The organism is Promicromonospora sp. NPDC050249, assembly GCF_040656015.1.
Taxonomy (GTDB): Bacteria; Actinomycetota; Actinomycetes; order Actinomycetales; family Cellulomonadaceae; genus Promicromonospora.
In genome coordinates this window covers 120,013-146,241 of the sequence record NZ_JBFAKY010000008.1, presented here as the reverse complement: position 1 = coordinate 146,241, position 26,229 = coordinate 120,013, and the positions used below count along the sequence as shown (strand labels likewise).

Below are 26,229 nucleotides of genomic sequence, written 5' to 3'. Positions count from 1 at the left end.
ACCTGCACAAGGGCGAGTCCGGTTTGGGCGCGCTCTGTCAGGGACACCCCGTAACCTGGGCCCATGGCCATGGCGAACCCTCGCGAGCCGCGCCGGATCACCCGAACCATCCCCGCCGCGCAGCTCATCGGACTCCTTCTCGCATTCGTGCTCACCGCAGGCGCTGGTGGCGTGATCGCGGCCGGGCTCGTGATCCCGCTGGCGTCCGGCGTGAACACCGCCGTCGACACCGGCGTCGAAGTGTTCGACGAGGTGCCTGCCGAGCTGGTCCCGGGGCCGCTGTCGGAGCAGTCCCAGATCTACGCGAGCGACGGCAAGACGAAGCTGGCCACGTTCTACGCGCAGAACCGCATCGTCGTACCGCTCGACAAGGTGTCCGCTCACATGAGGAACGCCGTGATCGCCATCGAGGACGAGCGTTTCTACGAGCACGGCGGTGTGGACCCTGAGGGCATCTCGCGTGCGGCGCTGCAGAACTTCGGTGGCGGTGCCACGCAGGGCGCCTCGACGCTCACCCAGCAGTACGTGAAGAACGTGCTGATCGAGGAGGCCGACCGGTCGGGTGACACGTTCGGCATCCTGGAGGCTCGCGAGGACTCGCTGACGCGAAAGCTTCGCGAGGCGAAGCTGGCGATCGCGCTCGAGAAGGAGATGTCCAAGGACGAGATCCTGCAGGGCTATCTCAACATCGCGCAGTTCGGCCGGAGCGTGTACGGCGTGGAGACGGCGGCGCAGCACTACTTCAACAAGTCGTCGAGCAAGCTGTCCGTGGTCGAGGCGGCGACGATCGCAGGCATCACCAAGGCGCCGGGCCAGTTCGACCCGCTGGAGAACCCGGAGAAGGCCGAGGTGCGGCGTAACCTCGTCATCGGCAAGATGTGGCAGCTCGGCTACATCACCACCGAGGAACGCGACCAGGCGCTGGCGACGAAGCTGTCGGACAGCCTCCATGTCCAGCCGCTCGACGTCGGTTGCGAGTCCGCCAAGGGTGCGGCGTTCTTCTGCGACTACGTCATCAAGGAAGTCATGTCCAGCCCGGAGTTCGGGAAGACCAGGGACGAGCGCTCCAGCCTCCTGTACCGCGGTGGCCTCAAGATCATCACCACGCTGGACATCAAGAAGCAGCGTGCGGCCGAGGCGACGATCAACGACGCCGTCCCGGCCAACGACCCGAGCCAGCTCGAGGGTGCGATCACCTCGGTCGAGCCCGGCACCGGGAAGATCCTGGCCATGGCCCAGAACATCCCCTACGACGCCGGCGCCGAGCCAGCCGCCCGGCACACCTCGCTGAACTACTCGGCGGACAACGCGCACGGCGGGTCACGCGGTTTCCAGGCCGGCTCGAACTTCAAGCCGTACATCCTCGCGGAGTGGCTGCGCTCCGGCCGACAGCTGTACGACCCCATCAGCGCGAGCGCGTACTCGACGTTGTCGTCCTCTTTCCAGGTCAAGCCGTGCAAGCAAAGCCTAGCCAACACCCCCTGGAACGTCGGGAACGTCGAAGGCTCGACCACCGGCATGACGGACGTGCTCACAGGCACGTTCCAGTCACTCAACACCGTCTACGCCCGCATGTCGCACGAGCTCAACCTGTGCGACGTGGCCAGCACGGCCTGGGACGCCGGCTTCCGGCCGACTACGTCATCCGACCCGGCGCCCCGGCTCATCGACGTTCCCAAGGAGACGGATATCGACGTCTTCGCCCCGATGGTGCTGGGCACCCAGTCGACGACGCCGGTCTACCAGGCGGCCTCGTACGCGACGTTCGCCAGCGGCGGCATCTACTGCGCGCCGGTCGCGATCCTGGAGGTGCGGGAGCGGGACGGCGCAAAGATGAAGGTGCCCGGCAGCGACTGCAAGCAGACGCTCGAGCCCGCGGTGGCGAACACCGTCGCCTTCGCGATGACCAAGGTCTTCGGTTCCACGGGAACGGCCTGGAAGCTTGGCGGCGGCCTGAGCGACGGCCGACCGGCGGCTGGTAAGACCGGCACGACGGACAACGCGTTCCAGAGCTGGTTCACGGGGTACACGCCCAACCTCTCGACCTCCGTGTGGATCGGTGAGGCCAACGGCAACTTCAAGCACTTCGACTTCTACGTGAAGGGCCAGTTCTACGAGGCCCTCTACGGCGGTGAGATCGCTGCGCCGACATGGAAGACGTACATGGACCAGGCGGTCGTCGGCCTTCCGGTCAAGACCTTCCCGGCACCCGACCCGAATCTTGTTGGGCAGAAGGCCGCCCCGCCCAAGTCGGACAAGAACGACGACGAAGAGGGCGACTCGAACGGCGGCGGCTCCGGCGACGAGGGCGGCTCCGAGGGCGGTAACTCCGGAGACACCGGTGGCGGTGGCGACGGGGGCAACGCCGGAAACGGAAACGGGAACGGCAACGGGAACGGCAACGGCGGCAACAACGGGAACGACTGATCTCCATGGGAACGCTGGGTAACGTCAGCAAGGCGCTCGGGATCGTCGGGGGCGTCGCAGGCGCTGGGATCGCGTACGCGCACGTGGAGACGAAGCTCTTCCGCGTGCGGCGGGTGACCGTGCCCGTGCTGCCCCCGGGGCAACGGCCGATCCGGGTGCTCCACGTCTCCGACCTGCACCTGACGCCGAGCCAGCGGACCAAGCAGGCCTGGGTTCGCTCGCTGGCAGCGCTCGAGCCCGACCTGGTGATCAACACGGGTGACAACTTCGGGCACACCCAGGCGCTGGCCCCGCTGCTCGACGTCTTCGGTCAGCTCATGGACGTGCCCGGCGCATTCGTGATGGGTTCGAACGACTACCACGCGCCGTCGTTCAAGAACCCGGCGCGGTACCTGCTGCCGGATGCTCGCATCCAAGGTGGGGACAAGGTGGCGCTGCCCACGGAGTCGCTCACCAAGGCGTTCACCGAAGCCGGCTGGGTCGACCTGAACAACAACCGAGGCCTGGTGGAGCTGCGCGACGGTCGCACCGTCGGGCTGGTCGGGATGGATGACCCGCACCTCGATCGTGACGTCATGCCGGAGCCGGGCCGCGTGCCCGGTGAGGAGGACGCGGTGCTGCGCCTCGGCGTCGTGCACGCGCCGTACAAGCGGGTGCTGAACCAGCTGAAGGCTGACGGCGTCGACGCGATCATCGCCGGACACACGCACGGCGGGCAGCTCTGCCTGCCGTTCTACGGCGCGCTCGTGACGAACTGCGACCTGGACCGTAGGCGGGCGTCGGGCCTGCACGGCTGGCCAGGTGCCCGCCCGGACCGCGAGGGCGGCGAGAGCTCGACGTGGCTGCACGTCTCGGCGGGCGCCGGCACCTCGCCCTATGCGCAGGTTCGGTTCGCCTGCCGCCCTGAGGCGACCCTCATCACATTGGTGGCTCGGCACTGGTGAGCTACCAACATGATGAGGGTACGCAGTGCTTTACTCAGGGGACTCAGGAATTGATTCACAGCTTGTGCATGGCCCGCGATCGGTAATCACCGAAGTCCACGCATGCTCTAGCCCTAGAGTCTCGTTCATCCCCTGGAACCAGCGCGTTTCGGAATTAGCCGTGCCCACCATGCGCGTCCACGCGGTTCCGCACCCGGCTGTCACTGAGTAGTGACGGACCACATTGCCACTCGCGGTGTTGTACTTGTAGATGTGAACCTTGTCTATGCCGTAACACTCACCGCTGTCTAGATACCGAGACCAGTACGCCTTACAGGTCGGCGAGTACCGGACTTGGACGTTCCTGGCTGACCTCACTGTGGTTGCCCCGGCGGAACACCCGGTTGCCTCCGGATCCTGACCATCGCATGAAGTATATGAGCAAGTTGCCGCTGCGGCGCTGGTCGTAGCTATCGCACTTAATCCAACAGATGTCAGCACTAGTGCGAGAGTGGCGGTGAACAATCGGACGAGAATTCTAGGGATTGATTTGGATGTCATGTTAATCATCGATCCTCTTTGTCTCACTGGGGATGGTTGCGGGTGGGATGATGGCTGAGATCGAACTCTTCGCGCGTCATTCAGGGTTGCTGAACATGGAGCACGGCGAGTGCAGTGGCGACCGCGCGGGCACTGTTGTCGTTGTGGAGCGACCTGTAGTCGAGCGATTCTTCTAGCGATCACCGCTGGTCACGCGCACAGTACGCAGTTCTGCCTGCCGTTCTACGGTGCGCTCGTGACGAACTGCGACCTGGACCGTATGCGGGCGGCCGGCCTGGACGGTTGGCCCGATACCCAGCCGGACCGCGAGCGCTCGACCTGGCGGCACGTCTTCCCAGCGCCGACACCTCACCCCATGCGGAGGTCCGGTTCGGCTGCGCAGAGGCGACACCACCAAAGTGATCGGATCGCGTTGTTAGCAGACCTCAACTATCTCGATCTGCAGGCAAATTCAGCGTACGTATCCACACCCGCTGGTGGTCTTGTGGTGCAGAATATTGCGAGCCGATTCGATCCCGTAGATTCCGTCTTTCTTGATGCCTTCGTCACCCTGAGCACGCCAGAGCGCGTCCTCTGTGCGCCATCCGAATTCGCCATCTGTTACGAGGTTCTCGCCGTAGCATCGGTTGAGCGACTTTTGCAGAAGATATGCGCTGTGGCTGTAGCTTGAACCCGTGTGGCCGCTCCACATTGCGCAGTTGAGTGAACCGGATATCGAGTCGGCCACTGGAGCGAAGACAGCGCCGCCGTTTCGCGCTGGCGTTGAAAGTCCGTCCATTGTACTGCAAATGGAAACAGCGGAGGCGCTAGGAGCGGAGGCAACCTGCACCACCTGAAATCCGCTAAGGAGTACCGCGAGTGCTGTGAGAACGCCGGCGCGTTGAAGCCACGCTGACCCGAAATCGATGCTCGGTACCGCAAATTTCTTCATTGTAAAAATTCCAATCTGTGAATAGTGATGGCATTGTGTGATGAGTCGAAAGTCAGTCCATGATCACCGAAGGTTTCCGACGTGTGAGGTAGCCTGCCGAGGTCAGTGCATTAGTTCAAGGTCGTTAGGATATTTTTCGTGTTTCGTGAAACTTTCGGGGGGGGGGGGGGCTACTTCGCGCATACCTGCTGCTATCGACAAATGCACACCTAGAGTGGCCAGTAAGACTCTGCACGGACCATGCTCGGGCTCTTGGGCCGCAAGATTCTGCCGGGCACAGGCGGGTCGAGACTTGGTCGAACGGGGCGTTCCGCGTCCCAGCGACTGCGATGCGCCGGCGTGAGAGTCTGTCCCTGCATGTGGCGAGGGGCGGCGATTGTGGTGATACAAGGTCAGGCACGCGCCCCTCACTCCAGCAACTTGCCCTGGGCCAGCTTTGCGTCCCCGCCTGCCATTACGGCGTTGACCAGGTTCCGCGGTATGAACCAACCCAGTGCGCCCAACAAGACAGTGCCCTGGATCTGAGCAGCGAGTGACCGGCCGCCAGACTGGCTCTATCTACGATAAGCCACGGTTAGCAACTGGTTCTCTATGTGTCTCGTGAGTTGTGATTGCCATGATGGCGGCCTCTGCAGCGACGATCACCTCCGCATGCCTGCGAACTTCCTCGCCGAGATCGGTCAGGATAAAAACGCCATGCGCACGCCTGAAGAGTGCAGCACCGACACGAGCTTCGATCGCGCCGACGTGAGTGCTGATGGTGCTCAGCGCGCGATGTGTCGCGGCCGCAGCTGCGGTGGTGGTGCCGTGCTCACACAGGGCGAGGAATGAGTGAATCCGAGGTTCGGTCAGCACGCCGCCCCCAGGCGAGGTTCAACCAGCGCACCATCTCTAGGCAATGACCTCGCAACGAACTCGCAAGGACTGTTTGGCATGAATCAGAGGCTTGCGCAGTCGGCCCGACTATTGCAAGGCCGGAGGAGGGTGAAAACGCGCGGAAGGGCTTGCGCCGGGGCAACTGAGGCGGAAGCACGATTTTTGATACATCGACGGCAAAAATTTCACGGCTCATGAAGTTCCCCAGGTAGTGGCAGGAGAACCTTCCTCCGCTGGCGTGGGATGCGTAATGTCACGGCCGCCCGTGTCGTCTCTCCCAGGTGGTGCTGCCATGCGCGTTCCAGGAACATCGACGATCCGACCTCGTCTACAAGCGAGGGTTCAAGCGCGTCGCCTGGGCGCGACTGTGGCAGGACTGGCGCTGGTTGGCGCGCTCGTGGGTGCCGGTCTGATACCGGCCCAGGCTGGCGACGAGCAGGACGCCTTGGACGGGGCGCCGAAGCTCACCGCCCAGTCGGAGCAAGACCTCCCGGCCGCCGTGCCTGAGCGAGATCGCGCCGAGGTGCTTCCGGGGGACTGGAAGACTTCGGGGGATGTCGCCTGGGCGACGGTAGGTGACTCAACCGGGTTCCATATTTTGACAGCAACGGCGGCGTCAAGCTATGCGTGGGGCGTGACGGCCACGCTGGTCGAACCGGGTTTCGATGCGGACGAGTGGATCGGCAACGCCTGTGTGACCTCGTCGGGCCGATACGCGGTGGTGGTGTACGCGCCGCGGTCATTCGTGAACGATCCGGAACTGTTCGACCGTGGGGGATTGGCCGCGGTTGTGGACCTGGGCACGGGCGAGACGACCAAGTTGGACTTGACGGCATCTCTCGCGTACTTCAATCCGGGCTGTGGGGCTGATGACAGGGCGGTTGTCACCGCGGCGCGTGCTGATGACGATGCGGGCGACACTCGTTTAGTCACTATCGATGCTGACACGGGCCGGGTCGACCACACGGTGATGTTGGAGGGTCAGGTCACTTCTGCGATCCCACTCTCGGGTACCGTCTCGGTAGCCGCGACCGGCACTTTCGTGTCACGGGTCGGACCGGATGGTGAAATCGTTCCGCTTGCCGCCGCGGGGTCCGTCCCGTATTCGCTCATGTTCGACGGTGAAGGCGGCCTGAACTTTCTTGCGGCACCGCCGCCAGGTGATGGCAAAACGTCGCCCGACGAGCGAACCAGGCTTACGGACGATGATGCGGTCGTTGCGTCCCGTCTGTCCGGGTTTCAGCTTAGGTCGACGCCCGGCCGGCTGCTCCATCGCGCCGGAGTGTTCGCGCGCGGGTCGCTGTACGGAATGGGTCTTGTTCCCTCGGTGGGTGGCAGGGTGTCCCTGGTTGGGGACAGCGCCGTGGTTGGCGACCTCCCACCGGGGATGTCTCGCCAGCCGCAGGTCGATCCAGGTGTCCGGGTGAGCGGATCCAGCCAAGGGGCAGTGTTCGTCAGCGAGGTCGGATGGAACGATCACTCGGCGGTGCAGGACGATTTTGCGGATCCGGAGCTGCCGCGCCAGGCGCGTTTGACGATGCAGATCCCAGCCACGCGTACGACCTTGGAACTGGGCACTTTCCTGGACGCTAGGGCCAGCGATGCAGGAACCAGCGATGAGGCTGGGCGGGCGGATCGGGAACCGGCGGCGCTTACTACCGGGGATGTACTTTCCCCGGCCCTCGGCGAAGTGGCCATCTCAGCGATGGTCGCCGAGGATCTGGCTGACGGGCCTGGCGAGCGCGCGTGTGGTGTGACACGTGGAGATCCACGGCTGCAGGCGATGCAGCCACGTCCGCGGCAGGTGGAGTGGGCGATCAACCAACTAGTGCAAGGCACGCTGGATCAGGCGTTCTACCCTGGGGGACGCGATGGGTGGCGCACTCGGGTGGACGTGCCGCAGTACGTACCCAGCGAGCTCGTCCCGCTCCCGGACATGGCTGGGGGCTTTCCGTACACGTTCATCCCGCCGCAGATCTTGCTGGGTGTGGCGATGACCGAGTCGAACATGCAGCAGGCGGCTCGCAACGTAGTACCTGGGGTCACAGGTAACCCGCTGATCGGGAACTACTGGGGCGTGACCGACTCATGGGATATCGACTTCGCTGAGGCGGATTGCGGATACGGAGTCATGCAGGTCACCGACGGGATGGAGGTGGGTGAGCGCCCTCAGAGCGAGCAAAATGCGATAGCGGTCGACTACGTGGCGAATATTCAGGCCGGGGCCGCCATCCTGATCGAGAAGTGGAACCAGGCGTACGACGCCGGCATGTTGATCCACAGCGGCGACCCGAGGAGAATCGAGAACTGGTTCTACGCGCTGTGGGCCTACAACAGTGGCTTCTACCCCGAGGCTGATGCCGCTCTGAACAATGGGGCGTGGGGTGTGGGCTGGCACAACAACCCCGCTAACGCTAAATATCCGCCGAACCGGCATCCCTTCCTGAACCGAAACGCGTTCGACGACGGCCGGACTCCGAACTTGTGGCCCTACGCCGAACGTGCCATCGGGTTCGCTGCATGGTCCAGCGAACTGATCGACGGCGTCGGGAGCACAGCGGTGGGCTTCCGAGCCGCACTATGGACTTTGAACGAGTGGAAGGAGGGCAAGTGGGACGCCGATCTGAATCCGCCACGCTGGAACTACTCCATGAGTCCGAAGCCGCCGCTAGGTCTGTTCTGCGATGACACGAACCGGTGCGATGAGAATCTTATAGGTGACATCTACACACCCCCTGGTGAGCCCGAGGTGCCTGGACCGTGCCGCAGCACGGCGCCTGGCGGTTCCGTGCACGACTTCCGCTGCTGGTATCACGAACCAGCTGAATGGAAGGAAGGCTGCGAACCCACCCCGCAGACCGCAGGGACATGCGGGCAGGGCGCCATTCGGTTCCCTGGAGTCTGGAGCGGCGACGAGGACCCCTACACCGCCGGTACTCAGACCAATCCTCACAGCACCTCCTATGACGAGGAAGAAAACCAGCGGTCGTATGCGCCCAACTGTTCCGTGACGGCCTCGTCCACGACGAACAGTGCTCCACCGAACTCATGGATCGTGGATGACGTGCCCCACGGCATCCCGTCGGTGAAGAAATGCGCGCGCGCGTCCAGTGGAGGGACCTTCACATGGCGGTTCGCTCAGGCCGCCAACGGAACCTTCCCGCCCAAGAGAGACGTCCACCAGATTGGTGCCGGGTGGCAAGGACACTTCTTCTTCAGCCATACCCGAACCGGCGAGGCGGGCGGGAGCGGAGATCAGCTCCGCGCTGCAGGGACCTGGAGACTCGGTCGGTCTCACAACGGCTGGATGCGCATCGCAGTTCATCTACCCGACCACGGAGCCCACACTCAGCAAGCCCGCTACAACATTGATCTCAACGGAGACGGCACTGCGGACCGGCACCGATACATCAACCAGAGGCGCATGGCCAACAACTGGGTGTCGCTCGGCTCGTACCGAGTCTCCGGTACCCCGAGCGTCACGTTGAGCAATGTGACGAGTGACGGCGACGGCACACAAGATGTTGCCTGGGATGCGGTGGCGTTCCAGCCGCTCAGCCAAGAGCCTGTGAAGGTCGCCGTTCTCGGCGACTCCTTCACTGCTGGCGAAGGCACGGGATTCGCGGCAGCCACTGGTGCTGCTGGGTACTACCCCGAAAACAACATCGGTGCCGACCTCGACGGGTACATGGTCGGCGGTGTCGAGCGCGTGAGCCCATGGCGCAACTCGTGCAGGCGAAGCCCGGACGCATGGTCGAGGAAGCTCGCGATTCCGGGTGTCTCGTTCGAGCGCTCGGGAGCAGCGATCGACTCGTGGAGCGGTGAGCTCGAGCTCGCTTCTGTTGCATGCTCGGGCGCTCGAACGGTGGATCTTGCTGATGCTCCCTGGAGCCTTGAGCCCAACGTCGACTGGTTCTCACCAGTCGGCGAGAGCCGAGGCTGGCCGCAATATGGTGAGGTGAGACAGTCCCAGTCTGGTGTACTCAACTCCGATACCGACTTTGTGTTGCTAAATATCGGTGGAAATGATGGCGGCCTGTTCACGGGAATCGTACGGGCGTGTCTCTACGAACAGCAGCCATCGTGCGCCGGGGAGGCGCCTCTGGTGAATGCAAGACAATTCATCGAGACGCATACTATTCCACGCACCGAGGAGGTGATCCTCGACATCAAGAACCGAGCTCCGAACGCCACCATTGTCATCGCGACCTACCCAATCCTGTTTAGTCCGCGATCGCCGGAGATAAACGCCTGTGCGGCGAGCCTGGGTATTGGGTATCGTGAAGCCGCCGAGATCACCGGCGTGCAGCTCTTTCATCGGGAGAAGCTCCGGGAGTCCGTGGCCGTGATGCACGCGCAGCTCGGGGTCGACGTGCACGTGGCGTTGGTCGAGGAGTACTTCTCAGGCCACGACGCGTGCGCCACTCCTGTTGCAGAGCAGTGGATCAACGGACTGGTGCCGCTCTCGGAGCGCCAGGGTGACGGGGACGCAGTCTTTAGCCTGCTGTCAGGTAGTTTCGTGAGCATGGCTAGCGTCCATCCGAACGACCTAGGGACGGTCGCGTACGCCGATGCAATCTCCTGCATGCTCCTTCGTGGCATAGAGGAAGGAAGCGACGCTTGCATACTCAACGGCCAGGTTGCACCGCAAGTGTCAGAGTTTCCTGGGCTGATCGGAACTGAGTAGTGACACAGCCCCGTGAACCGGCGCAGACCGCTCCGTTCGTCATCGGGGCGGGGATGGTCGTGGCGATCCCCCTGGGGTTGACGATCATATTCGGCTTTGCGTCAGCCGGCGGTTGTTTCCTCGAATGCACTGAACCCGATCCAGGGGGTGCTCTCAGGTACTTCCTGGCCTCCATGGCGCTGATTGCGGTTCCCGTGTTGGTAGGGGTTGCTGCCCGGAGGAGATCTCGGCCGTTGTGGTTGTGGGCGTGCGCAGCCCTGATCGTCGGCCTTGTGTTTCCATTCGTGGGATTTCCCCGATAGGCCAGGTGGCCGGTACCCGTGAGGCACCGACCACCTGGTACTAGGACGTTTCTCCCATGACGCTGGCTCAGCGCGCCCTGCGCTCCAGCCTGTCGAGGTCCAGCAGGACCACCGCCCGGCCCTCACGGCGGACCCAGCCGCGGGTCGCGAAGTCGGCGAGGGCCTTGTTCACGGTCTCGCGCGAGGCGCCGACGAGCTGCGCCAGTTCCTCCTGGGTGAGGTCGTGCGCGACACGGATACCGTCGTCGTTCGGCTCGCCGAAGCGGGTCGAGAGGTCCAGCAGCGCCTTGGCCACGCGGCCGGGCACATCGGAGAAGACGAGGTCCGCGAGGGTCTCGTTGGTGCGGCGCAGACGGCGCGCCAGCGCGCCGAGCAGCTGAGTGGCGACACCCGGGTGGTCGGCGATCCAGCGCACGAGTGACTCGTGGCGCAGCTCGTAGACCACGGAGTCCGACACGGAGGAGGCGGAGGCGGTGCGGGGGCCCGGGTCGAACAGGGAGAGCTCCCCGAACATCTCGCCAGGGCCGAGGATCGACAGCAGGTTCTCGCGGCCGTCACTCGACCGGCGACCCAGCTTGATCTTGCCCTGCGCGATGACATAGAGCCGGTCACCCGGTTCGCCCTCGCGGAAGAGCACGTCACCCCGGACCAGCTCCACGGGCACCATGGACTCGAAGAGCGCGCGCGTCTCCTCGCCTTCCATGTCCGCGAAGAGGGGGGCAGAGAGTACGACTTCGTCGTCCACCAGTGGTGTCCTCACGTGTCGGGGACTTTCGTCCATCAGTCTTTTCCACCTCTCAGTCTGCCTCAATGTCACGAGATTGCCGGGTCATCGGGTTTCTCGCGGCGTCCGCGTGGCGTGCAGCCCGACGTGATCGTCCGCCAGATGCGGGATGTCGGCTTTGCTCGGCGCGAAGTAGGACGCCCGTCCATAAATCCTAGGGGGTTTCACCTGGGAGTTTGGAACGGGCGTCCCAGACACCTCTCAGGGAACGTCGCGCTGTTCCGGGCCCACGTACTCGCACACCGGTCGGATCAGTGCGTTGGCCGCGCGCTGCTCCATGATGTGCGCGGTCCAGCCCGTGATCCGCGAGGCCACGAACAGCGGCGTGAAGATGTTCGTGTCGAAGCCCATCAGGTGGTACGCCGGGCCTGCCGGGTAGTCCAGGTTCGGCTTGATGTTCTTCCGGCTGCCCATGGCGTTCTCGAGGGTGTCGTACAGGTCGAGCACCGCCGTGTCGCCGTAGTGCTCGGCCAGGTCGCCGAGCACCGCACGCATGGTCGGCACGCGCGAGTCACCGTTCTTGTAGACCCGGTGGCCGAACCCCATGATCTTCTTCTTGTTCGCCAGGGCGTCCTCGAGCCATGCCTCGGCCCGGTCGGCGGTGCCGATCTCCTCGAAGGTCGCCTGCACCGCCTCGTTGGCCCCGCCGTGGAGCGGTCCCTTGAGGGCGCCGATGGCCCCGGTGACGGCCGAGTGCAGGTCGGCGAGCGTCGAGGTGATGACGCGCGCGGTGAACGTGGAGGCGTTGAACGAGTGCTCCGCGTACAGCACCATCGAGGCCTCGAACGCCTGCACGACGGCGGGCTCTGCCTCCTTGCCGAACGCCATCCACAGGAAGTTCGCCGAGTAGCCGAGGTCCTCGCGCGGGTGCACGAGCTCCTGGCCGTGCCGCCGGCGCTGGTCCAGCGCGACGACGGCGGGCAGGACCGCCCACAGGCGGACGGACTTGGCGAGCTCGGCCTCGACGGACGAGTCCTCGGCCGCCGGGTCGTGGGCGCCCAGGATCGAGACCGCGGTGCGGCACACGTCCATGGGGTGGCAGTCGGTGGGCAGCTCGAGGATGGCGTCGCGGACGTTGTCCGGCAGCTCGCGGTGCACCCGTTCGGTCGCCGTCTGCTCGGCCAGCTGGGCCGGCGTCGGGAGCTCGCCGTGCCACAGCAGGTAGGCGACCTCCTCGAAGCTCTTCCTCGCGGCCAGCTCCTGCACCGGATAGCCCCGGTACAGCAGCGAGTTGGTCTCGGGATTGACCTTCGAGATCGCCGACGTGTCGGCGACGACGCCGGCCAGACCCTTACGGATCTCCGTGGTCTCGGTCATGAGCACTCCTTCGTGTCGAGACTAGGTCAGGGCTTGTAGGTGAAGACGTTGCTGTCGAAGTGGTTGTACGCCGCGTAGTCGGTGAGCTCGTACAGCCGCGCGCGGGTCTGCATCTGTGGCACCAGGGCGTCCTGGGTGCCGGACGCCGAGATCTCCTCCAGCGCGCGCTCCGCGGCACCCATCGCTATCCGCAGCAGGGTGACGGGGTAGATCACGAGCCGCGCCCCGGCGTCGTGCAGCTGCTTGGCCGTGAAGAGCTCGGACTTGCCGAACTCGGTCATGTTGGCGAGCACCGGGACGTCGAGCGCCGCGGCGACGGCCTCGAACTCCGCGAGGTCCTTCATCGCCTCGGGGAAGATCGCGTCGGCCCCGGCGTCGACGAGCGACTTGGCGCGGTCGATCGCGAGCCTGAGCCCGCGCTCGCCCGGCTCCGTGCCGCGCACGTCGGTGCGCGCCATGATGAGGAAGTCGGGGTCGCGGCGGCCGTCGACGGCGGCCCGGATGCGCCGGACGGCGTCGTCGAGCCCGACGACCTCCTTGCCGTCCAGGTGGCCGCACCGCTTGGGGTTGACCTGGTCCTCGATGTGGATGCCGGCCACGCCGGCGTCCTCCATGGTCTGGACCGTGCGGGCGACGTTCATGGGTTCGCCGAAGCCGGTGTCGGCGTCGGCCAGCACCGGCAGGTCGGTGACCCGGGCGATCTGGCCGGACCGGCCGGCCACCTCGGTCAGCGTGGTCAGGCCGATGTCCGGCAGGCCGAGGTCGGCCGACAGCACGGCGCCGGAGACGTAGACGCCGTCGAACCCCTTGTCCTGGATCAGCTTGGCGCTGAGCGGGTTGAACGCACCCGGGAGGCGAAGGATGTCCGGCCCGGCGAGGGCCTCGCGGAAGGCGCGGCGCTTGGCCGCAGGAGTGAGGTGGGAGTAGAGCATCAGGCCTGCCCCAGCTCGAAGAGACCCGTGGGGGACCTGACCGCGTCCAGCACGCCGGGCGCCGCGACGATCGTGAGCTCACGGACCTCGGCGGGCGTCAGCTCGGGCAGGCGCTCGGCAAGGCCGAGGAACCGCTCGATCTCCGCGTCCGTCAGGATGCCGGCGGCGAGCGTGCGGAACTTGCCGACGTAGTTCGCGCGGGCGAACGGGCGCGCACCCAGCGGGTGGGCGTCGGCGACGGCGATCTCCCGCGTCACGACCTCGCCCGAGGCGAGCATGATCTCCACGCGGCCGCCGAATGCCTTCTCGGCAGGGTCTGTCGAGTGGTAGCGGCGGGTCCACTCCGGGTCCTCGGCGGTGGTGACCTTGCGCCACAGCTCGACCGTGTCGGGCCGCTGCGCGCGCTCGGGGGCGTAGGAGTCGACGTGGTGCCAGCCGCCGTCCTGCAGCGCGACGGCGAAGATGTACGGGACCGAGTGGTCGAGCGTCTCGCGGGACGCCGTCGGGTCGTACTTCTGCGGGTCGTTGGCGCCCGAGCCGATCACGTAGTGCGTGTGGTGGCTGGTGTGCAGCACGATGCCCTGGATGTTCCTGGGGTCCCGCAGCTCCGGCCGCTCGTTGCCGAGCGCGCGGGCCATGTCGATGATGGCCTGCGCCTGGTACTCCGCGGAGTGCTCCTTGGTGTACGTGTCGAGGATGCCGGTCCGTGGCTCGCCGGCCTCCGGCAGCACGACGTCGTAGGCGGCGTCGGGCCCGTCGAGGAGCCAGGCGACGACGCCGTCCTCACCCTCGTAGATGGGCTCGGGGGAGGTCTGGCCCCGCAGCGCGCGGTCCACCGCCTCGATCGCGAGCTTGCCCGCGAAGGCCGGGGCGTGCGCCTTCCACGTGGAGATCTGGCCCTTGCGGCTCTGCCGCGTGGCCGTGGTGGTGTGCAGTGCCTGGCCGATCGCCTGGAACACGGTCTCGGTGTCCAGGCCGAGCAGGGTGCCGATGCCTGCCGCCGCCGACGGTCCGAGGTGCGCCACGTGGTCGATCTTGTGCTTGTGCAGGCTGATCGTGCGGACCAGGTCCACCTGGATCTCGTAGCCGGTCACGATGCCCCGCACCAGGTCCTTGCCGGTGCAGCCCGCGTGCTGGGCCACCGCGAGGATGGGCGGGATGTTGTCGCCCGGGTGGGAGTACTCGGCCGCGAGGAACGTGTCGTGGAAGTCGAGCTCGCGCACTGCGACGCCGTTGGCCCATGCCGCCCACTCGGGGCTGCTGGTCGCCTCGGGTGCGAGGCCGAACACGGTGGACCCGGGGCGGTAGGGGTGCGCCTGGGCCTGCGAGCGGGCGGCGACGGCGGGCCCGCGGGTCAGGCTGGCGGCCGCGACGGCGGCGTTGTCGATCACCCGGTTGATCACCATGTCGGTGACCTCAGCGGTGGGCTCGACGGCGTCGGTGGCGAGCTCCGCGAGCTTCCACGCGAGCTGGTCGGTGCGCTTGAGCGGCTCGGCAGACGGGTAGACGCGGAGGTGGTGCGTGTACGGCATGGTGATTCTTCCTCGATTCACGTGGACCGTCGTGGGGTCCTCAGATATGCGTGCTCGACCTTCTCATACTCCGCGTCCTAGGTACATGGCGCCAAACCGGGCGGCCGAGCTCAGGGGCCGAATGTCAGTGGGGATCGTTAGTCTGGCCGATGTGACCACAGTCAGGGAACGTGAACCCGATAACGCAGCGAAAGGCACGGCAGAGAGCAGGCTGGCGCTCGTGCGCAGAGCGCGGCGTGTCAATCGCCTGCTCGCGGAGACCTATCCCGATGCCCGGGCGGAGCTGGACTTCACGACGCCGCTGGAGCTGCTGATCGCGACGGTGCTCAGCGCCCAGACCACCGACGTCCGGGTCAACCAGACCACGCCGGAGCTCTTCGTGATGTACCCGGACGCCCAGGCGTACGCCGAGGCGGACCCGGACGAGCTCGAGGACATCCTGCGGCCCCTCGGCTTCTTCCGGGCCAAGGCGCGGGCGGTGATCGGCCTGGGTCAGGCGCTGGTCGAGCGGTTCGACGGCGAGGTCCCTGGCCGGCTGAAGGACCTGGTCACGCTCCCGGGCGTCGGGCGGAAGACGGCGAACGTGGTGCTCGGCAACGCCTTCGGCGTCCCGGGTATCACCGTCGACACCCATTTCGGGCGCGTGGCGCGGCGGCTCGGCTTCACCACGGAGGAGGATCCGGTCAAGGTCGAGACCGAGGTGGGGGAGCTGTTCCCCAGGAAGGACTGGACCAAGCTCAGCCACCACCTCGTCTGGCACGGACGACGGGTGTGCATAGCGCGCAACCCGGCGTGCGGGGCGTGCAGCATCGCCGACCTGTGCCCCTCCTACGGAGCGGGCGAGACGGACCCCGACAAGGCGGCGAAGCTGGTGCGTCCGGCGCCGGAGCGCTCGGAGTCGGCGGGCCTGCCCCTCAAGTAGTGCTGTCCCGAGCAGCGCTACCTCGGCGGGGGACTCACCCGGGCGAGCCAGCTCAGCAGGATCTGGTTGACCTCGTCCGGGGCTTCCTCGGGCAGGAAGTGGCCGGCGCCCGGGATCAGCTCGTAGTGCAGGTCCGGCGCCAGGGCTATGGCGTCGAGGTCGGCGCGCTCGGGCCGGACGATGCCGTCGCGGCCGCCCTGCAGCTGCAGCGTGGGTACACCGAGCGGACGGCGCAGCGCGGTACCGAACCGGCGGCCGTCCATCCGTGGCGTGGACCGCACGGCCCAGCGCAGCGCCTCCGCGGCCGAGTGCGCGGCGAACGGGATCCGCATGACCGCCTTGTACAGGTCGACCACGTCGTCGGGCAGCGGGGCGGCCGCGCCCAGCGCGAGGGTGCGCTCCACGAGGTCGCCCTGGGCCAGTGCCCGCTCAGGCAGGGTCGGGACCTGGAGGTACGCGATCTCGCGCAGGGCCGCCGTGGTGAAAGCGGCCCGGCTGCGCAGGCGCACCCGGGCCGGATGCGGGCTGGCGAGCACGGCGACCGCCGTCGTCGTGCCGGGGTGCAGGGCACCCATCGCCCAGGCGAGCGTGCCGCCCGTGCCGTGCCCCACCACCACGGCGCGCTCGCGCCCGAGGGAGCGGACGACGCCCGCGACGTCCGCCGCCCGCGCGGGTACCCCGTAGCCCGACGGCGGCTTGTCCGACCCGCCCACACCGCGCACGTCCATCGCCGCCACGCGGTAGCCGGCGTCGGCCAGCGCAGGGATCTGTGCGCGCCACGCCCACCAGAACTCGGGGTAGCCGTGCAGGAGGACGACCAGCGGCGCCGAACGGCTCTCGGTCCCGGCGACCGCCACGTGGAAGCGTGAGCCGCCTGACGAGACGAACTCGTGCTGCCATGGACCCTCGACCAGGGCGCACGTGTAGTCGCTGGTGGCTGCCGTGCGGACGGCCGGCCGGGCCGAGAGTGCGGTCACAGGTACGAACCTACGCGGTCGGTGCCGCGCGCGCCCGGCTACCGGCCACCGGTTCAGTGGCCGGTCTGTGCGACCTGTCGCCCGGCCGGCCCCGTGTTGGGGTCGTCCGTTCCGGCCGCCGTGGCGTCCGCCGCGGGCGGGAGCGCCGCGGTGGGGGGCGGAGCTGGGAGCTCCTCGGTCGGCCGTTCCTTCGGCGGGTCGAACCGGTAGCCGACGTTGCGCACCGTGCCGATGAGCTGCTCGTGCTCTGGCCCGAGCTTGGCCCGGAGCCGCCGCACGTGGACGTCGACGGTGCGAGTGCCCCCGTAGTAGTCGTAGCCCCAGACCTCCTGCAGCAGCTGCGCACGCGTGAACACGCGCCCCGGATGCTGCACGAGGTACTTGAGGAGCTCGAACTCCTTGTAGGTCAGGTCGATCGGGCGACCGCGAAGCCTGGCGGTGTACCCGCCGGCGTCGATGGCGAGCTCGCCCGCGGAGATCTCCTGCTGCGACTCCTCCGCGGGGCCGCGCGCCGAACGCTCGATCACCAGGCGCAGGCGGGCCTCGACCTCGGCGGGCGAGGCGGTCTCCAGCAGCAGGTCGTTGGCGCCCCACTCGTGGGTCACCACCGTCAGGCCGCCCTCGGTGAGGATCAGCACGAGCGGCACGGTCAGGCCCGTCGCGTGCAACAGCCGGCAGGTGGTGCGGGCGGCGACCAGGTCACGGCGGGCATCCAGCAGGACGACGTCCGCATCCGGGGCGTCGACGAGCGCGGAAGGCTCCATCGGAAGCACCCGGACCCGATGGGAAAGCAGTCCTAGTGCGGGCAGTACCTCGGCAGACCCACCGGTGGCGGGTGTGAGGATCAACAGCTCTGCCATTGACGCACCTCCTCTCGGAACCGGCGTCTTGCAACCGTCCCTGGCTCGGGTCTCGCTGTAGCGAGACGTCCCGTCGCGTCCAACTGGCTCTGCGGAAGTCTGCCCTGTTGCTTGTTGCGTGCATGTTACACGCCCTTTTCCTGGACACCACCATGCTGCTCAGGACCCGTGACACTCACATGGCACGCGCGTTGCCCGGCTCTCACAGGCCTTTGATCAGGCGGTTCGGCGGCTTGTTCGGAGACCCGTCCAGAGACTCTTTCGGAGACCCTCTCGGACCCAGATTGAAGGAACTCGGACAGACTCTGGAAAACTCGGTGCCGTGTCCGTCTCCACCCGCGCCGTGACGACCGCTGCGCTCGCAGCCCTCGTCGCCGCTGCGTCCTACGTCCAGCCCCGGCCGCTGCCCCTCGTGGCGGCGGTGGTGGTCCTGGTGGTTCTCGTCGCGCTGGGCTGGCCGTCCCTGCTGCGGCTGCCCGCGGCGGGGAGCACCCGGTTGGTCGTGGCGCTCTGTGGCGCCGGCGGGGCCGCCGCCACATATTTCACCCAGGGCGAGCCGGTGCTGCGACACCTGCCGACGGTCCTGGCCGGTGCGGTCGTGCTCTCGTTCATCGCGCAGATGCTGCGCCGCGACGGGCGCCCGCAGCTGACCGAGTCGGTATCGGGCACGGTCGCGGGTGTCGTCGCCGCCATCGCGACCTCCGGCTGGATCGCCGCCGCACGGTCCGACGCCGGCGCCACGCTCGTGGTGACGAGCGCGGTCGCCCTGGCGGTCGCGGCTGCGGTCGCGGCCCTGCCGGTCCGCGGCTGGGTGGCGCTCGGCATCTCCGCAGTCGCCGCAGTGCTGGTGGGCGGGGCCGCGGCGACGCTGCTGCCGGACATCGACACCGTGAGCGGCCTGTGGTGCGGGCTCGTCGCCGGTGTCGTGGTCGGTGCGCTGCACCTGCTGCTCGAACGGCTGCCCGCCCGCGGCGCGCGGCTCGCCGGGCTCACGGCGGCCGCGCTACCCGTGGCGGTCTGCGGCGTCTTCGTGTTCGTCGTGGGCCGGATGGTGATCCTCTAGGACTGACGGATCAGGACCAACGGATCAGGACTGGCGGATCATCTCGCCGGCGATCTCGATGCGGACCTTCTTGGCGACCAGGACGCCGCCGGCCTCGAGCGCGACGTTCCAGAGCAGGCCCCACTCCTCGCGGTCGATGTCGCAGCTGCCGTGGAACCCGAAGATGTCCTGGCCGTAGGGGTCGTGCCCCACGCCGCCGAACTCGCACTCGAGCGAGACCGGGCGCGTGACGCCACGGACCGTGAGCAGGCCGTCCATGACGAACTTCGTGAAGGAGCCGTCGGGCTGGTCCGGGTCGTGCGGACGGCGTCCCGCGGTGCCCGCCTTGAGCCGTGCCCACGAGAAGATCGGGTCCACCTGCGTCCGCATCCGGAAGCCGGTGCTGCGGAACTCGATGGTGGGGTGGTTCTCGACGTCCAGGAAGTCAGGGCCGGACAGGTGCGCGTCGCGGTCGGGCACGTGGGTGCCGATGGACGCCGCCTGGATCGTGCAGCTGACCTGGGACAGCAGCGGGTCGTCTGCGACGACCACCGTCGCCTCGCCCTCGGCGAACTCCCCGCGGACGGGGCTGACCATCATGTGCATGGCGAGAAAGCCGAGCCGCTTGTGGTTCTGGTCGAGCGCGTAGTTCCCAGCCGCCGGGATGGTGATTCCGTTCCAGGTACGGGTTGGCAAAACTTCCATCTTAGCAAATTCTCCCATATATGCGGATACATGCACGTTACCACCGGGGCGACAGGGTCTTGGTAGGCGTTTCGGCACGAGAAATACTGCTGCGGGCGGGGGCGGTGCCAAGGAAATCACGCGCGCGAACCTGCGAGAAGCGAGCAGGAGCGCAATGTGACAGGCGTCATTGCAGGTGAGGACTTGTCTGGACGAGCAACACACGGCATCGTGGGTTAAATGTTGTTGGGACAAGTGGTCGCGCTGGTCGTGCTCGTGCTGGGTACCGCAGCTCTCGGAGTGTGGTGGTCGGCACGTCAGGGTGCCGTGCGCGCGCCCCGGCAGGCGCCGGCCGGCATCGACTGGGCGTCGGCCGGGGTCGCGCTCGCGGACCGGGTGACGTTCGTGCAGTTCTCCGCCGAGGTGTGTGCCGCGTGCCGGTCCACCTCACGGGTGCTCGGAGGGCTCACCGGATCGAGCTCCGGCGTCGGGCACCGCGAGCTGCTCGTGGACGACCACCTCGACCTCGTGCGCAGCCTGGGTGTGCTCCGCACGCCCACCGTGCTCGTGGTCGACGGCGGCGGTCGCGAGGTAGCCCGCATGAGCGGCGTAGTCTCCGACACGCAGGCACGTCAGGCACTCAACCGGGTCCCCACTGCGGCGGCCGAAGCGGACGGGGAAGGGCAGTCATGAGCGTGAACAAGGGGATCGACCCGCGCGGACCGCGCGTAGGGGCAAGCATCACGGCGGTGCTGCTGGCAGCCGTGGTACTGCTCGGCGCGACCACCGCCGGCCTGTGGCTGCTGACGTTCATCATGCTGAGCTTCCTGCTCGGCACGCTGCGCGGAGCCGAGGGCTCGTGGCAGGGCATGCTGTTCAAGAAGTTCGTCCGGCCGCGGCTGGGCCCGCCCGCCGAGATGGAGGACCGGCGTCCGCCGCGCTTCGCGCAGGGTGTCGGCCTCTTCGTCACCGCGGTCGGCGTGATCCTCGGGTTCTTCGGCGTGCTTCCGGCTGTGCCGATCGCCGCAGCGGTGGCGTTCGTCGCGGCGGCGCTCAACGCCGTCGTCGGCCTGTGCCTCGGGTGCGAGATGTACCTGCTGATGCGTCGGGCGGGCCTGGTCCGCGCCTGAGCTGGAGCCCAGGCCGCTCAGTAGACGAGCGCCTGGGCTCCGTCGCGCAGGATCTCCTCCGTGAAGAGGGCCGCGCCCGCGATCCGGACGCCGGGCAGGACGTCCGCCTCGGTGATGTCCCGGCGCGCGGCGCACTGGGTGCAGAGCGTGACGGTTCCCGCGGCCAGGACGGCCTCCAACAGGTCGGACAGCGGCGTCGCATGCTCGAGCGTGAGGTCGGACGCTCGGCCGGGCAGCGCGAACCACGCCGACTCCCCGGTGAGCCAGAGGCTCACCTCGGCCCCGGACGCCACGGCTGCGGCCGCGACGGTGAATGCCTGGTTGGTGGCCTCGGGCCGGTCCAGGCCTGCAGTGGTCTTGATCACGAGCTGGCGCATGCCGCTGACTGTAAGCGGTCGACCGTTAGGATCGACGGCATGTCGATCCATGCCCTTGAGCTCATCTTCACCGGCCTCATCGTCGCCGTCGCCGTCGCGGTCACCTGGTTCGCCGGCTACGTCGTCTACAAGCTGTACACCGGTCAGCGCTGATGACGTTCACCTTCCCTGACGGCCTCTCGCCCGACGTGTACCCGCTGGCCTGGCTGGTGGGCCGGTGGCGCGGCGAGGGCGTGATCGAGTACCCGAGCATCGGCAAGAAGACGTTCGTGCAGGACCTGGTCTTCGACCACGACGGCGGCCCGTACGTGCGGTTCGAGTCCACGCTGCGGGTGCTGGACGAGACGGTCCCGGACAAGCTGCCCGACGACGGCGAGTGGCCGGCCCCCGTGCCGGACCCGGCAGGCACCGTCTGGTCCACCGAGACCGGCTACTGGCGCGTGTCCACCGACCGCCCCGACGGGCTCGAGGAGGACAAGCACGCGCTCGAGGTGCTCGTCGCCGACGCCTCCGGGCGCATCACGGTCTACGTCGGCGCCGCGGGCAACGGGCGGATCGACCTGGCTTCGGACGCCATCGCGCGGACGTCGACGGCGTCCGAGGTGCGTGCGTCGAAGCGGCTGTACGGCCTGGTGCAGGGTCGCCTGCTCTGGGTGGAGGAGCTCGCCGCGTTCGGTGAGCCGATGCGCTCGTACGCGTCGGCGGAGCTGGACCGGCAGTGACAACCGGCTGTGACAACCGGCTGTGACAACCGGCAGTGACAACGCAGACGGGGAATGCCTCGTCCGCCCACAACGCTGCACCTGAGGTGAGCATGGATTACGAGAGCCCCCTGTTGAGCCGCCACGGCGCGGTCGCCGCATCCGGTCCCGACGCCGGGATCGCCTGGCACTACGGCGACCCGACGGCCGAGCAGCGCGCACTGTCGCGCGGCGGGGCGGTGGTCGACCAGTCGCACCTCGGGATCGTCCGGGTCGCCGGCCCGGACCGGTTGAAGTGGCTGCACTCGATCACCTCGCAGCAGCTGGAGGGCCTGGCGCCCCGGACCAGCACGGAGCTGCTCGTCCTCTCGCCGCAGGGCCACATCGAGCACGCGGCGGGCGTCGTCGACGACGGTGAGGCCACGTGGCTGATCACCGAGCGCGAGTCGGCGCCCAGCCTGGCCGGCTGGCTCGACCGGATGCGGTTCACGCTCCGTGTCGAGGTCGCCGACGTCACCGACGAGTGGGCGGCGATCGGCGAGCCCGTCGCCGCGGAGGGCGTCGAGGGCGAGCCGGTCACCTGGCACGATGCCTGGCCGAACGTCCTGCCCGGCGGCACGCGCTACGGCCCGCCCGAGTCCGAGCACCCCGGTGCGACCCGCCCGTGGCGGCTCGTGCTGGTGCCGCGTGCGGACCTCGACGCCGAGGTCGCGGCACGTGAGGCGGCAGGCTGGCCGCTCGCGGGCACCTGGGCCACAGAGGCCCTCCGGGTCGAGGCATGGCGCCCGCGGTACGCGCGCGACGTCGACGCCCGCACCATCCCGCACGAGCTGGACTGGCTGCGGACCGCCGTCCACATCAACAAGGGCTGCTACCGCGGCCAGGAGACCGTCGCCCGCGTGCACAACCTCGGCCGGCCGCCGCGCCGGCTGGTCATGCTGCACCTCGACGGCTCCCAGCACCTGCTCCCCGAGCCCGGCGCGGAGGTGCGCCTCTCGGCGTCGGACGGCGGAGCAGGCAAGGTGGTGGGCACGCTCACCTCGATGGCCCGGCACCACGAGCTGGGACCCATCGGCCTCGCCGTGCTCAAGCGCAACGTGCCCGAGGAGGCCGAGCTCATGGTGGCGGGGGAGGTCTCCGGCCAGATCCTGGAGGTGTCGGCCGCCCAGGAGGTAGTGGTCCCGGGTGACGGCGTCTCGGTCGACCGACCGGAGTCGCACGGTCCGCTGACCCGTGGCCTGCGCGGTCCGGGCAGCCTCATCTAGCCCGAGTGAGCTCATTGTCCGGCTCGGCCGACGAGATGTGGCGCAAGGCCATGCGCACGCTCATGCTGCGCACCAGGCTGCGGCAGGGCTGGACACGCGCGCGGGCGGGCCTGATCCCGATCGCCCAGGCCTCGCTCGCCGCCGGTGCCGCCTACCTGGTCGCGCGGTACCTGCTGGGGCACGAGCAGCCCTTCTTCGCGCCCGTCGCGGCGTGGGTCCTCCTCGGCTTCTCCGCGCAGCGGGACGTCCGCCGGGTGTCCGAGATGGCCGTGGGCGTGGCGGTCGGCGTCGCCATGGGCGACCTGATCGTGCACCTCATCGGGTCCGGCTGGTGGCAGCTCTCCCTGGTGCTGTTCATCTCCGCGATCGCCGCCCGGTTCATCGACCGCGGCGCCCTCCTCGTCACGCAGGCCGGGGTGCAGGCGATCATCGTGGTGGGCCTGCCGTCGGTCTCCGGCGGGCCGCTCGGGCGCTGGACGGACGCCCTGGTCGGCGGTGCCATCGCCCTCCTCGTCGCGCTGCTCACGCCCGGCGACACCCGGCGCCGTCCGCGGGCCCTCGCCGAGCAGGCGGTGACCGAGCTTGCCCAGACCCTGGAGACGCTCGCCCGTGGCCTGCGCTCGCGCGACGTCGACGACGTCCAGGCCGCCCTCGTGCGCGGCCGGGCGTCCGAGCCGGTGCTCGCCGAGTGGCAGGAGGCCGCGCGCGGGGCGCGTGAGCTGGCGCGGATCTCCGTGGGGCGGATGTATCGCGCGGAGCTCGCCCGGCTGGAGGAGCAGGCGGTGCTCCTGGACCGGACCATGCGCTCGGTGCGGGTCCTGGCCCGCCGCGTGCTACCCGTCATCCAGGCCGACCACGACGTCGAGCCCGTCGCGGAGCTCGTCGAGGGCTTCGCGGCCGGCGTGCGGCAGCTCGCGTCCGACGTCGGCTCCGGTGGTGACGGCAGGCGTGGACGCGACGCCCTGACCGCCGTCGCGGCGCGGGTCGACCCGCGGACCGTCGGTGAGGGCGACTGGCAGGTGCAGTCCCTGGTGATGCTGTTGCGCTCACCCGTCGTCGACACGCTGGAGGCCGCGGGCGCCTCCCCGGGCGAGGCCCGCGACGCGCTGCCGGAGCTGTAGCCGGACCCGGTGCCGTAGGCTCGCGGCGTGGGATTCTTGCAGTGGTTCGTCATGGCCGCACTCGCGCTGGTGGTCTTTGTCGTGCAGGTCGTCGCGCTGATCGACGCCGCACGCCGACCGGACAAGGGCTTCCGGGCCGAAGGGCGGTTGCCCAAGGTCGGCTGGCTGGCGATCCTCGGTGTCGCCGCCGCACTCGGTTTTCTCGGGCTGCCGCAGGGCTGGCTCCAGGGCGGGTTCATGTTCGGCTCCTTCCTCAACATCATCGCGGTGGCGCCGGCGATCATCTACTGGGTGAGCCTGCGTCCCCGCCTGCTGCCGTACAGCGCGCGCAACCGGCCCCGTGGTCCGCAGGGCGGCTGGTGACCGCGCCGATGGAGACCGGACGAGTGGGGTCGCCGATGACCCGGACCGGCCGGACGTCGTCGGGCAGTGTGTTCGACGACGCGGCGCCGCTGGCCGAGGTGATCCGCGGCGATCTTGTCGAGTCGGTGCACCTCGGGCACCTCGTGGTGCTCGACCCGGCCGGCCGGCCGGTGATCCAGGTGGGCAACCCGACCACGCAGATCTGGGCGCGGTCGTCGCTCAAGCCGCTGCAGCTCGTCGCGATGCTGCGCGCCGGCCTGGAGCTGCCGGACCGCCTGCTCGCGCTGGCCGCGGCCAGCCACAACGGCGAGCAGTTCCACCTGGAGGGCGTGCTGCAGATCCTCGCGTCGAGGGGCCTCGGCACCGGCGCGCTGCAGAACACGCCTGACCTGCCGCTCTACCCGCCGGCCGCGCTCGAGTGGCACCTGGCACCGCTGGGCGGCGGCCCGGGTCCGGCGTCGCTCGCGCAGAACTGTTCGGGCAAGCACGCCGCGATGCTCGTCACCTGCCTCGCGCAGGGCTGGGACATCGAGACCTACCTGTCGCCGGAGCATCCGCTGCAGCGGGCGATCCGCGCGACCATCCTCGAGCTGACCGGCGACGCCGAGGTGATCATGCACACCACCGTCGACGGCTGCGGCGCACCCCTGTTCTCGACGACGCTGCTCGGGCTGGCCCGCGCGTTCTCGACCCTGGGCGCCGCGCCCACCGTCGACGTCCTCTCCCACGAGGCACGCGTCGGCCGTGCGCTCTCCGCGCACCCCGACATGGTGGGCGGCACCGGCCGCGACGCCACGCTCGCGATGGAGGCGGTGCCCGGCCTCGTCGCGAAGGACGGCGCCGAGGGTGTCTACGCCGCCGGGCTGCCCGACGGCTCCGCCATCGCGTTCAAGGTGCTCGACGGCTCCGCGCGGGCCCGTCCGGCGATCCTCGCCGCCGCCCTCCGCGCAGCGGGTGCGGCAGGCCTGCCCGGCGTTTACCCGGGTGGCCTCGACGGGCTGGGCCGTGTGCCGGTGCTCGGCGGCGGCCGGCCGGTCGGAGAGGTCCGGGCGGTCTTCGCCGACGCGTACGAGGGCCGCCGATGAGGGCGGTCCTGCAGCGCGTCACGCGGGCCTCGGTGACGGTCGACGGCGAGGTGGTCGGCGCCATCGACAAGCCTGGCGTCATGGCACTGGTCGGCGTCACGCACGACGACGGCCCCGCCCAGGTCGAGACGATCGCCCGCAAGATTGCCGAGCTGCGGATCCTGCACGACGAGAAGTCCGTGTCCGACGTCGGCGCGCCGGTGCTCGTCGTCAGCCAGTTCACGCTCTACGGTGACGCCCGCAAGGGGCGCCGCCCGACCTGGGTCCAGGCGGCGCCCGGACCCGTGGCGGAGCCGCTGGTGGACGCCGTCGTCGCCGCGCTGCGCGAGCGCGGCCTGACCGTCGAGACCGGACGCTTCGGCGCCGACATGCAGGTGGAGCTGGTCAACGACGGCCCGGTCACGATCCTCGTCGAGGCCTGACCGGGCGC

At 68.4% G+C, this 26,229-nt stretch carries 24 protein-coding genes; 13 read left to right on the top strand and 11 right to left on the bottom strand.

The genetic code is table 11. The features are described 5' to 3' along the window. Positions 1-63 precede the first annotated feature (63 nt). Together AB0I32_RS08795 and AB0I32_RS08790 are read left to right on the top strand one after the other, a co-directional pair. Positions 64-2,427, top strand: a complete 2,364-nt coding sequence (locus AB0I32_RS08795; protein ID WP_357504901.1) for a transglycosylase domain-containing protein — start codon at positions 64-66, stop codon at positions 2,425-2,427. A 5-nt stretch (positions 2,428-2,432) separates the two neighbouring features. Continuing rightward, entirely contained in the window at positions 2,433-3,371 is a 939-nt protein-coding gene (locus tag AB0I32_RS08790; RefSeq protein WP_357504899.1) for a metallophosphoesterase, read from the top strand. A gap of 30 nt (positions 3,372-3,401) precedes the next feature. Here the strand turns inward: AB0I32_RS08790 and AB0I32_RS08785 are convergent, their stop codons facing one another. From AB0I32_RS08785 to AB0I32_RS08775, 3 genes are all read right to left on the bottom strand, one after another. Continuing rightward, entirely contained in the window at positions 3,402-3,911 is a 510-nt protein-coding gene (locus AB0I32_RS08785; RefSeq protein ID WP_357504897.1) for a DUF2690 domain-containing protein, read from the bottom strand. Positions 3,912-4,362: 451 nt separating this feature from the next. After that, positions 4,363-4,602 (bottom strand): peptidoglycan-binding domain-containing protein, encoded by a 240-nt coding sequence (locus tag AB0I32_RS08780; protein WP_357505075.1) that lies wholly within the window; start codon positions 4,600-4,602, stop codon positions 4,363-4,365. Positions 4,603-5,400: 798 nt separating this feature from the next. Then, complete coding sequence (locus AB0I32_RS08775; RefSeq protein WP_357504895.1) at positions 5,401-5,697, bottom strand: LysR family transcriptional regulator; 297 nt, start codon at positions 5,695-5,697, stop codon at positions 5,401-5,403. Positions 5,698-6,085: 388 nt separating this feature from the next. On the opposite strand from AB0I32_RS08775, the gene AB0I32_RS08770 reads away from it, so the two are divergent. After that, positions 6,086-10,405: a transglycosylase SLT domain-containing protein gene (locus tag AB0I32_RS08770; protein ID WP_357504893.1), complete on the top strand. Its 4,320-nt coding sequence runs from the start codon at positions 6,086-6,088 to the stop codon at positions 10,403-10,405. 369 nt (positions 10,406-10,774) lie between these two features. Here the strand turns inward: AB0I32_RS08770 and AB0I32_RS08765 are convergent, their stop codons facing one another. The 4 genes from AB0I32_RS08765 to AB0I32_RS08750 all read right to left on the bottom strand — a co-directional run bounded on the left by AB0I32_RS08765 (position 10,775) and on the right by AB0I32_RS08750 (position 15,272). Next, entirely contained in the window at positions 10,775-11,452 is a 678-nt protein-coding gene (locus tag AB0I32_RS08765; RefSeq protein WP_116677089.1) for a Crp/Fnr family transcriptional regulator, read from the bottom strand. Between the two features lie 240 nt (positions 11,453-11,692). Continuing rightward, a complete protein-coding gene (locus tag AB0I32_RS08760) occupies positions 11,693-12,808 on the bottom strand; it encodes a bifunctional 2-methylcitrate synthase/citrate synthase (RefSeq protein ID WP_357504891.1) in 1,116 nt (371 codons plus the stop codon). A 26-nt stretch (positions 12,809-12,834) separates the two neighbouring features. After that, complete coding sequence (gene prpB, locus AB0I32_RS08755; RefSeq protein WP_357504889.1) at positions 12,835-13,740, bottom strand: methylisocitrate lyase; 906 nt, start codon at positions 13,738-13,740, stop codon at positions 12,835-12,837. Next, the gene (locus tag AB0I32_RS08750) at positions 13,740-15,272 is read right to left on the bottom strand and encodes an MmgE/PrpD family protein (RefSeq protein WP_357504887.1); all 1,533 of its coding nucleotides are present in this window, start codon (positions 15,270-15,272) and stop codon (positions 13,740-13,742) included. Before AB0I32_RS08750 ends, prpB begins: the two co-directional genes overlap by 1 nt. Positions 15,273-15,423: 151 nt before the next feature. Here AB0I32_RS08750 and nth point away from each other — a divergent pair, with 151 nt between their 5' ends. Next, positions 15,424-16,194, top strand: coding sequence for an endonuclease III (gene nth / locus AB0I32_RS08745; protein ID WP_357504885.1), 771 nt, complete (start codon positions 15,424-15,426; stop codon positions 16,192-16,194). A 17-nt stretch (positions 16,195-16,211) separates the two neighbouring features. On the opposite strand, the gene AB0I32_RS08740 is transcribed toward nth, so the two are convergent. Further along, the gene (locus AB0I32_RS08740; protein WP_357504883.1) at positions 16,212-17,171 is read right to left on the bottom strand and encodes an alpha/beta hydrolase; all 960 of its coding nucleotides are present in this window, start codon (positions 17,169-17,171) and stop codon (positions 16,212-16,214) included. A 53-nt stretch (positions 17,172-17,224) separates the two neighbouring features. Further along, positions 17,225-18,031, bottom strand: a complete 807-nt coding sequence (locus AB0I32_RS08735; RefSeq protein WP_357504881.1) for a response regulator transcription factor — start codon at positions 18,029-18,031, stop codon at positions 17,225-17,227. Between the two features lie 322 nt (positions 18,032-18,353). On the opposite strand from AB0I32_RS08735, the gene AB0I32_RS08730 reads away from it, so the two are divergent. Continuing rightward, positions 18,354-19,094: a hypothetical protein gene (locus AB0I32_RS08730; protein WP_357504879.1), complete on the top strand. Its 741-nt coding sequence runs from the start codon at positions 18,354-18,356 to the stop codon at positions 19,092-19,094. A gap of 24 nt (positions 19,095-19,118) precedes the next feature. Here the strand turns inward: AB0I32_RS08730 and AB0I32_RS08725 are convergent, their stop codons facing one another. Beyond that, positions 19,119-19,778, bottom strand: coding sequence for a YceI family protein (locus tag AB0I32_RS08725; protein ID WP_357504877.1), 660 nt, complete (start codon positions 19,776-19,778; stop codon positions 19,119-19,121). A gap of 219 nt (positions 19,779-19,997) precedes the next feature. Between AB0I32_RS08725 and AB0I32_RS08720 the strand changes: the two genes are divergently transcribed. Together AB0I32_RS08720 and AB0I32_RS08715 are read left to right on the top strand one after the other, a co-directional pair. Beyond that, positions 19,998-20,450, top strand: a complete 453-nt coding sequence (locus AB0I32_RS08720) for a thioredoxin family protein (RefSeq protein WP_357450573.1) — start codon at positions 19,998-20,000, stop codon at positions 20,448-20,450. Next, complete coding sequence (locus tag AB0I32_RS08715; RefSeq protein WP_357504875.1) at positions 20,447-20,887, top strand: DUF4395 domain-containing protein; 441 nt, start codon at positions 20,447-20,449, stop codon at positions 20,885-20,887. Before AB0I32_RS08720 ends, AB0I32_RS08715 begins: the two co-directional genes overlap by 4 nt. Before the next feature lie 17 nt (positions 20,888-20,904). Here the strand turns inward: AB0I32_RS08715 and AB0I32_RS08710 are convergent, their stop codons facing one another. Beyond that, on the bottom strand, positions 20,905-21,264 hold the full coding sequence (locus tag AB0I32_RS08710; RefSeq protein WP_357504873.1) for a DsrE family protein: 360 nt from the start codon (positions 21,262-21,264) through the stop codon (positions 20,905-20,907). A gap of 152 nt (positions 21,265-21,416) precedes the next feature. On the opposite strand from AB0I32_RS08710, the gene AB0I32_RS08705 reads away from it, so the two are divergent. The 6 genes from AB0I32_RS08705 to dtd all read left to right on the top strand — a co-directional run bounded on the left by AB0I32_RS08705 (position 21,417) and on the right by dtd (position 26,221). Continuing rightward, positions 21,417-21,986 carry an FABP family protein gene (locus AB0I32_RS08705; RefSeq protein WP_357504871.1) on the top strand — a complete coding sequence of 190 codons (570 nt, stop codon included), beginning with the start codon at positions 21,417-21,419 and terminating at the stop codon, positions 21,984-21,986. Between the two features lie 92 nt (positions 21,987-22,078). Then, on the top strand, positions 22,079-23,230 hold the full coding sequence (locus tag AB0I32_RS08700; RefSeq protein ID WP_357504869.1) for a folate-binding protein: 1,152 nt from the start codon (positions 22,079-22,081) through the stop codon (positions 23,228-23,230). A 5-nt stretch (positions 23,231-23,235) separates the two neighbouring features. After that, positions 23,236-24,351 carry an FUSC family protein gene (locus AB0I32_RS08695; protein ID WP_357504867.1) on the top strand — a complete coding sequence of 372 codons (1,116 nt, stop codon included), beginning with the start codon at positions 23,236-23,238 and terminating at the stop codon, positions 24,349-24,351. 27 nt (positions 24,352-24,378) lie between these two features. Continuing rightward, entirely contained in the window at positions 24,379-24,714 is a 336-nt protein-coding gene (locus AB0I32_RS08690; RefSeq protein WP_357450595.1) for a DUF2516 family protein, read from the top strand. Positions 24,715-24,749: 35 nt separating this feature from the next. After that, positions 24,750-25,799 carry an asparaginase gene (locus AB0I32_RS08685; protein WP_357504865.1) on the top strand — a complete coding sequence of 350 codons (1,050 nt, stop codon included), beginning with the start codon at positions 24,750-24,752 and terminating at the stop codon, positions 25,797-25,799. Next, the gene (dtd, locus tag AB0I32_RS08680; RefSeq protein ID WP_357504863.1) at positions 25,796-26,221 is read left to right on the top strand and encodes a D-aminoacyl-tRNA deacylase; all 426 of its coding nucleotides are present in this window, start codon (positions 25,796-25,798) and stop codon (positions 26,219-26,221) included. Before AB0I32_RS08685 ends, dtd begins: the two co-directional genes overlap by 4 nt. The last annotated feature ends 8 nt before the right edge of the window (positions 26,222-26,229 follow it).

Coding starts and splice junctions, on each gene's coding strand:
- AB0I32_RS08795 (WP_357504901.1), top strand. CDS start 64: ATGGCCATGGCGAACCCTCGCGAGCCGCGCCGGATCACCCGAACCATC.
- AB0I32_RS08790 (WP_357504899.1), top strand. CDS start 2,433: ATGGGAACGCTGGGTAACGTCAGCAAGGCGCTCGGGATCGTCGGGGGC.
- AB0I32_RS08785 (WP_357504897.1), bottom strand. CDS start 3,911: ATGACATCCAAATCAATCCCTAGAATTCTCGTCCGATTGTTCACCGCC.
- AB0I32_RS08780 (WP_357505075.1), bottom strand. CDS start 4,602: ATGTGGAGCGGCCACACGGGTTCAAGCTACAGCCACAGCGCATATCTT.
- AB0I32_RS08760 (WP_357504891.1), bottom strand. CDS start 12,808: ATGACCGAGACCACGGAGATCCGTAAGGGTCTGGCCGGCGTCGTCGCC.
- prpB (WP_357504889.1), bottom strand. CDS start 13,740: ATGCTCTACTCCCACCTCACTCCTGCGGCCAAGCGCCGCGCCTTCCGC.
- AB0I32_RS08750 (WP_357504887.1), bottom strand. CDS start 15,272: ATGCCGTACACGCACCACCTCCGCGTCTACCCGTCTGCCGAGCCGCTC.
- AB0I32_RS08735 (WP_357504881.1), bottom strand. CDS start 18,031: ATGGCAGAGCTGTTGATCCTCACACCCGCCACCGGTGGGTCTGCCGAG.
- AB0I32_RS08725 (WP_357504877.1), bottom strand. CDS start 19,778: ATGGAAGTTTTGCCAACCCGTACCTGGAACGGAATCACCATCCCGGCG.
- AB0I32_RS08720 (WP_357450573.1), top strand. CDS start 19,998: ATGTTGTTGGGACAAGTGGTCGCGCTGGTCGTGCTCGTGCTGGGTACC.
- AB0I32_RS08715 (WP_357504875.1), top strand. CDS start 20,447: ATGAGCGTGAACAAGGGGATCGACCCGCGCGGACCGCGCGTAGGGGCA.
- AB0I32_RS08710 (WP_357504873.1), bottom strand. CDS start 21,264: ATGCGCCAGCTCGTGATCAAGACCACTGCAGGCCTGGACCGGCCCGAG.
- AB0I32_RS08705 (WP_357504871.1), top strand. CDS start 21,417: ATGACGTTCACCTTCCCTGACGGCCTCTCGCCCGACGTGTACCCGCTG.
- AB0I32_RS08700 (WP_357504869.1), top strand. CDS start 22,079: ATGGATTACGAGAGCCCCCTGTTGAGCCGCCACGGCGCGGTCGCCGCA.
- AB0I32_RS08685 (WP_357504865.1), top strand. CDS start 24,750: ATGACCCGGACCGGCCGGACGTCGTCGGGCAGTGTGTTCGACGACGCG.
- dtd (WP_357504863.1), top strand. CDS start 25,796: ATGAGGGCGGTCCTGCAGCGCGTCACGCGGGCCTCGGTGACGGTCGAC.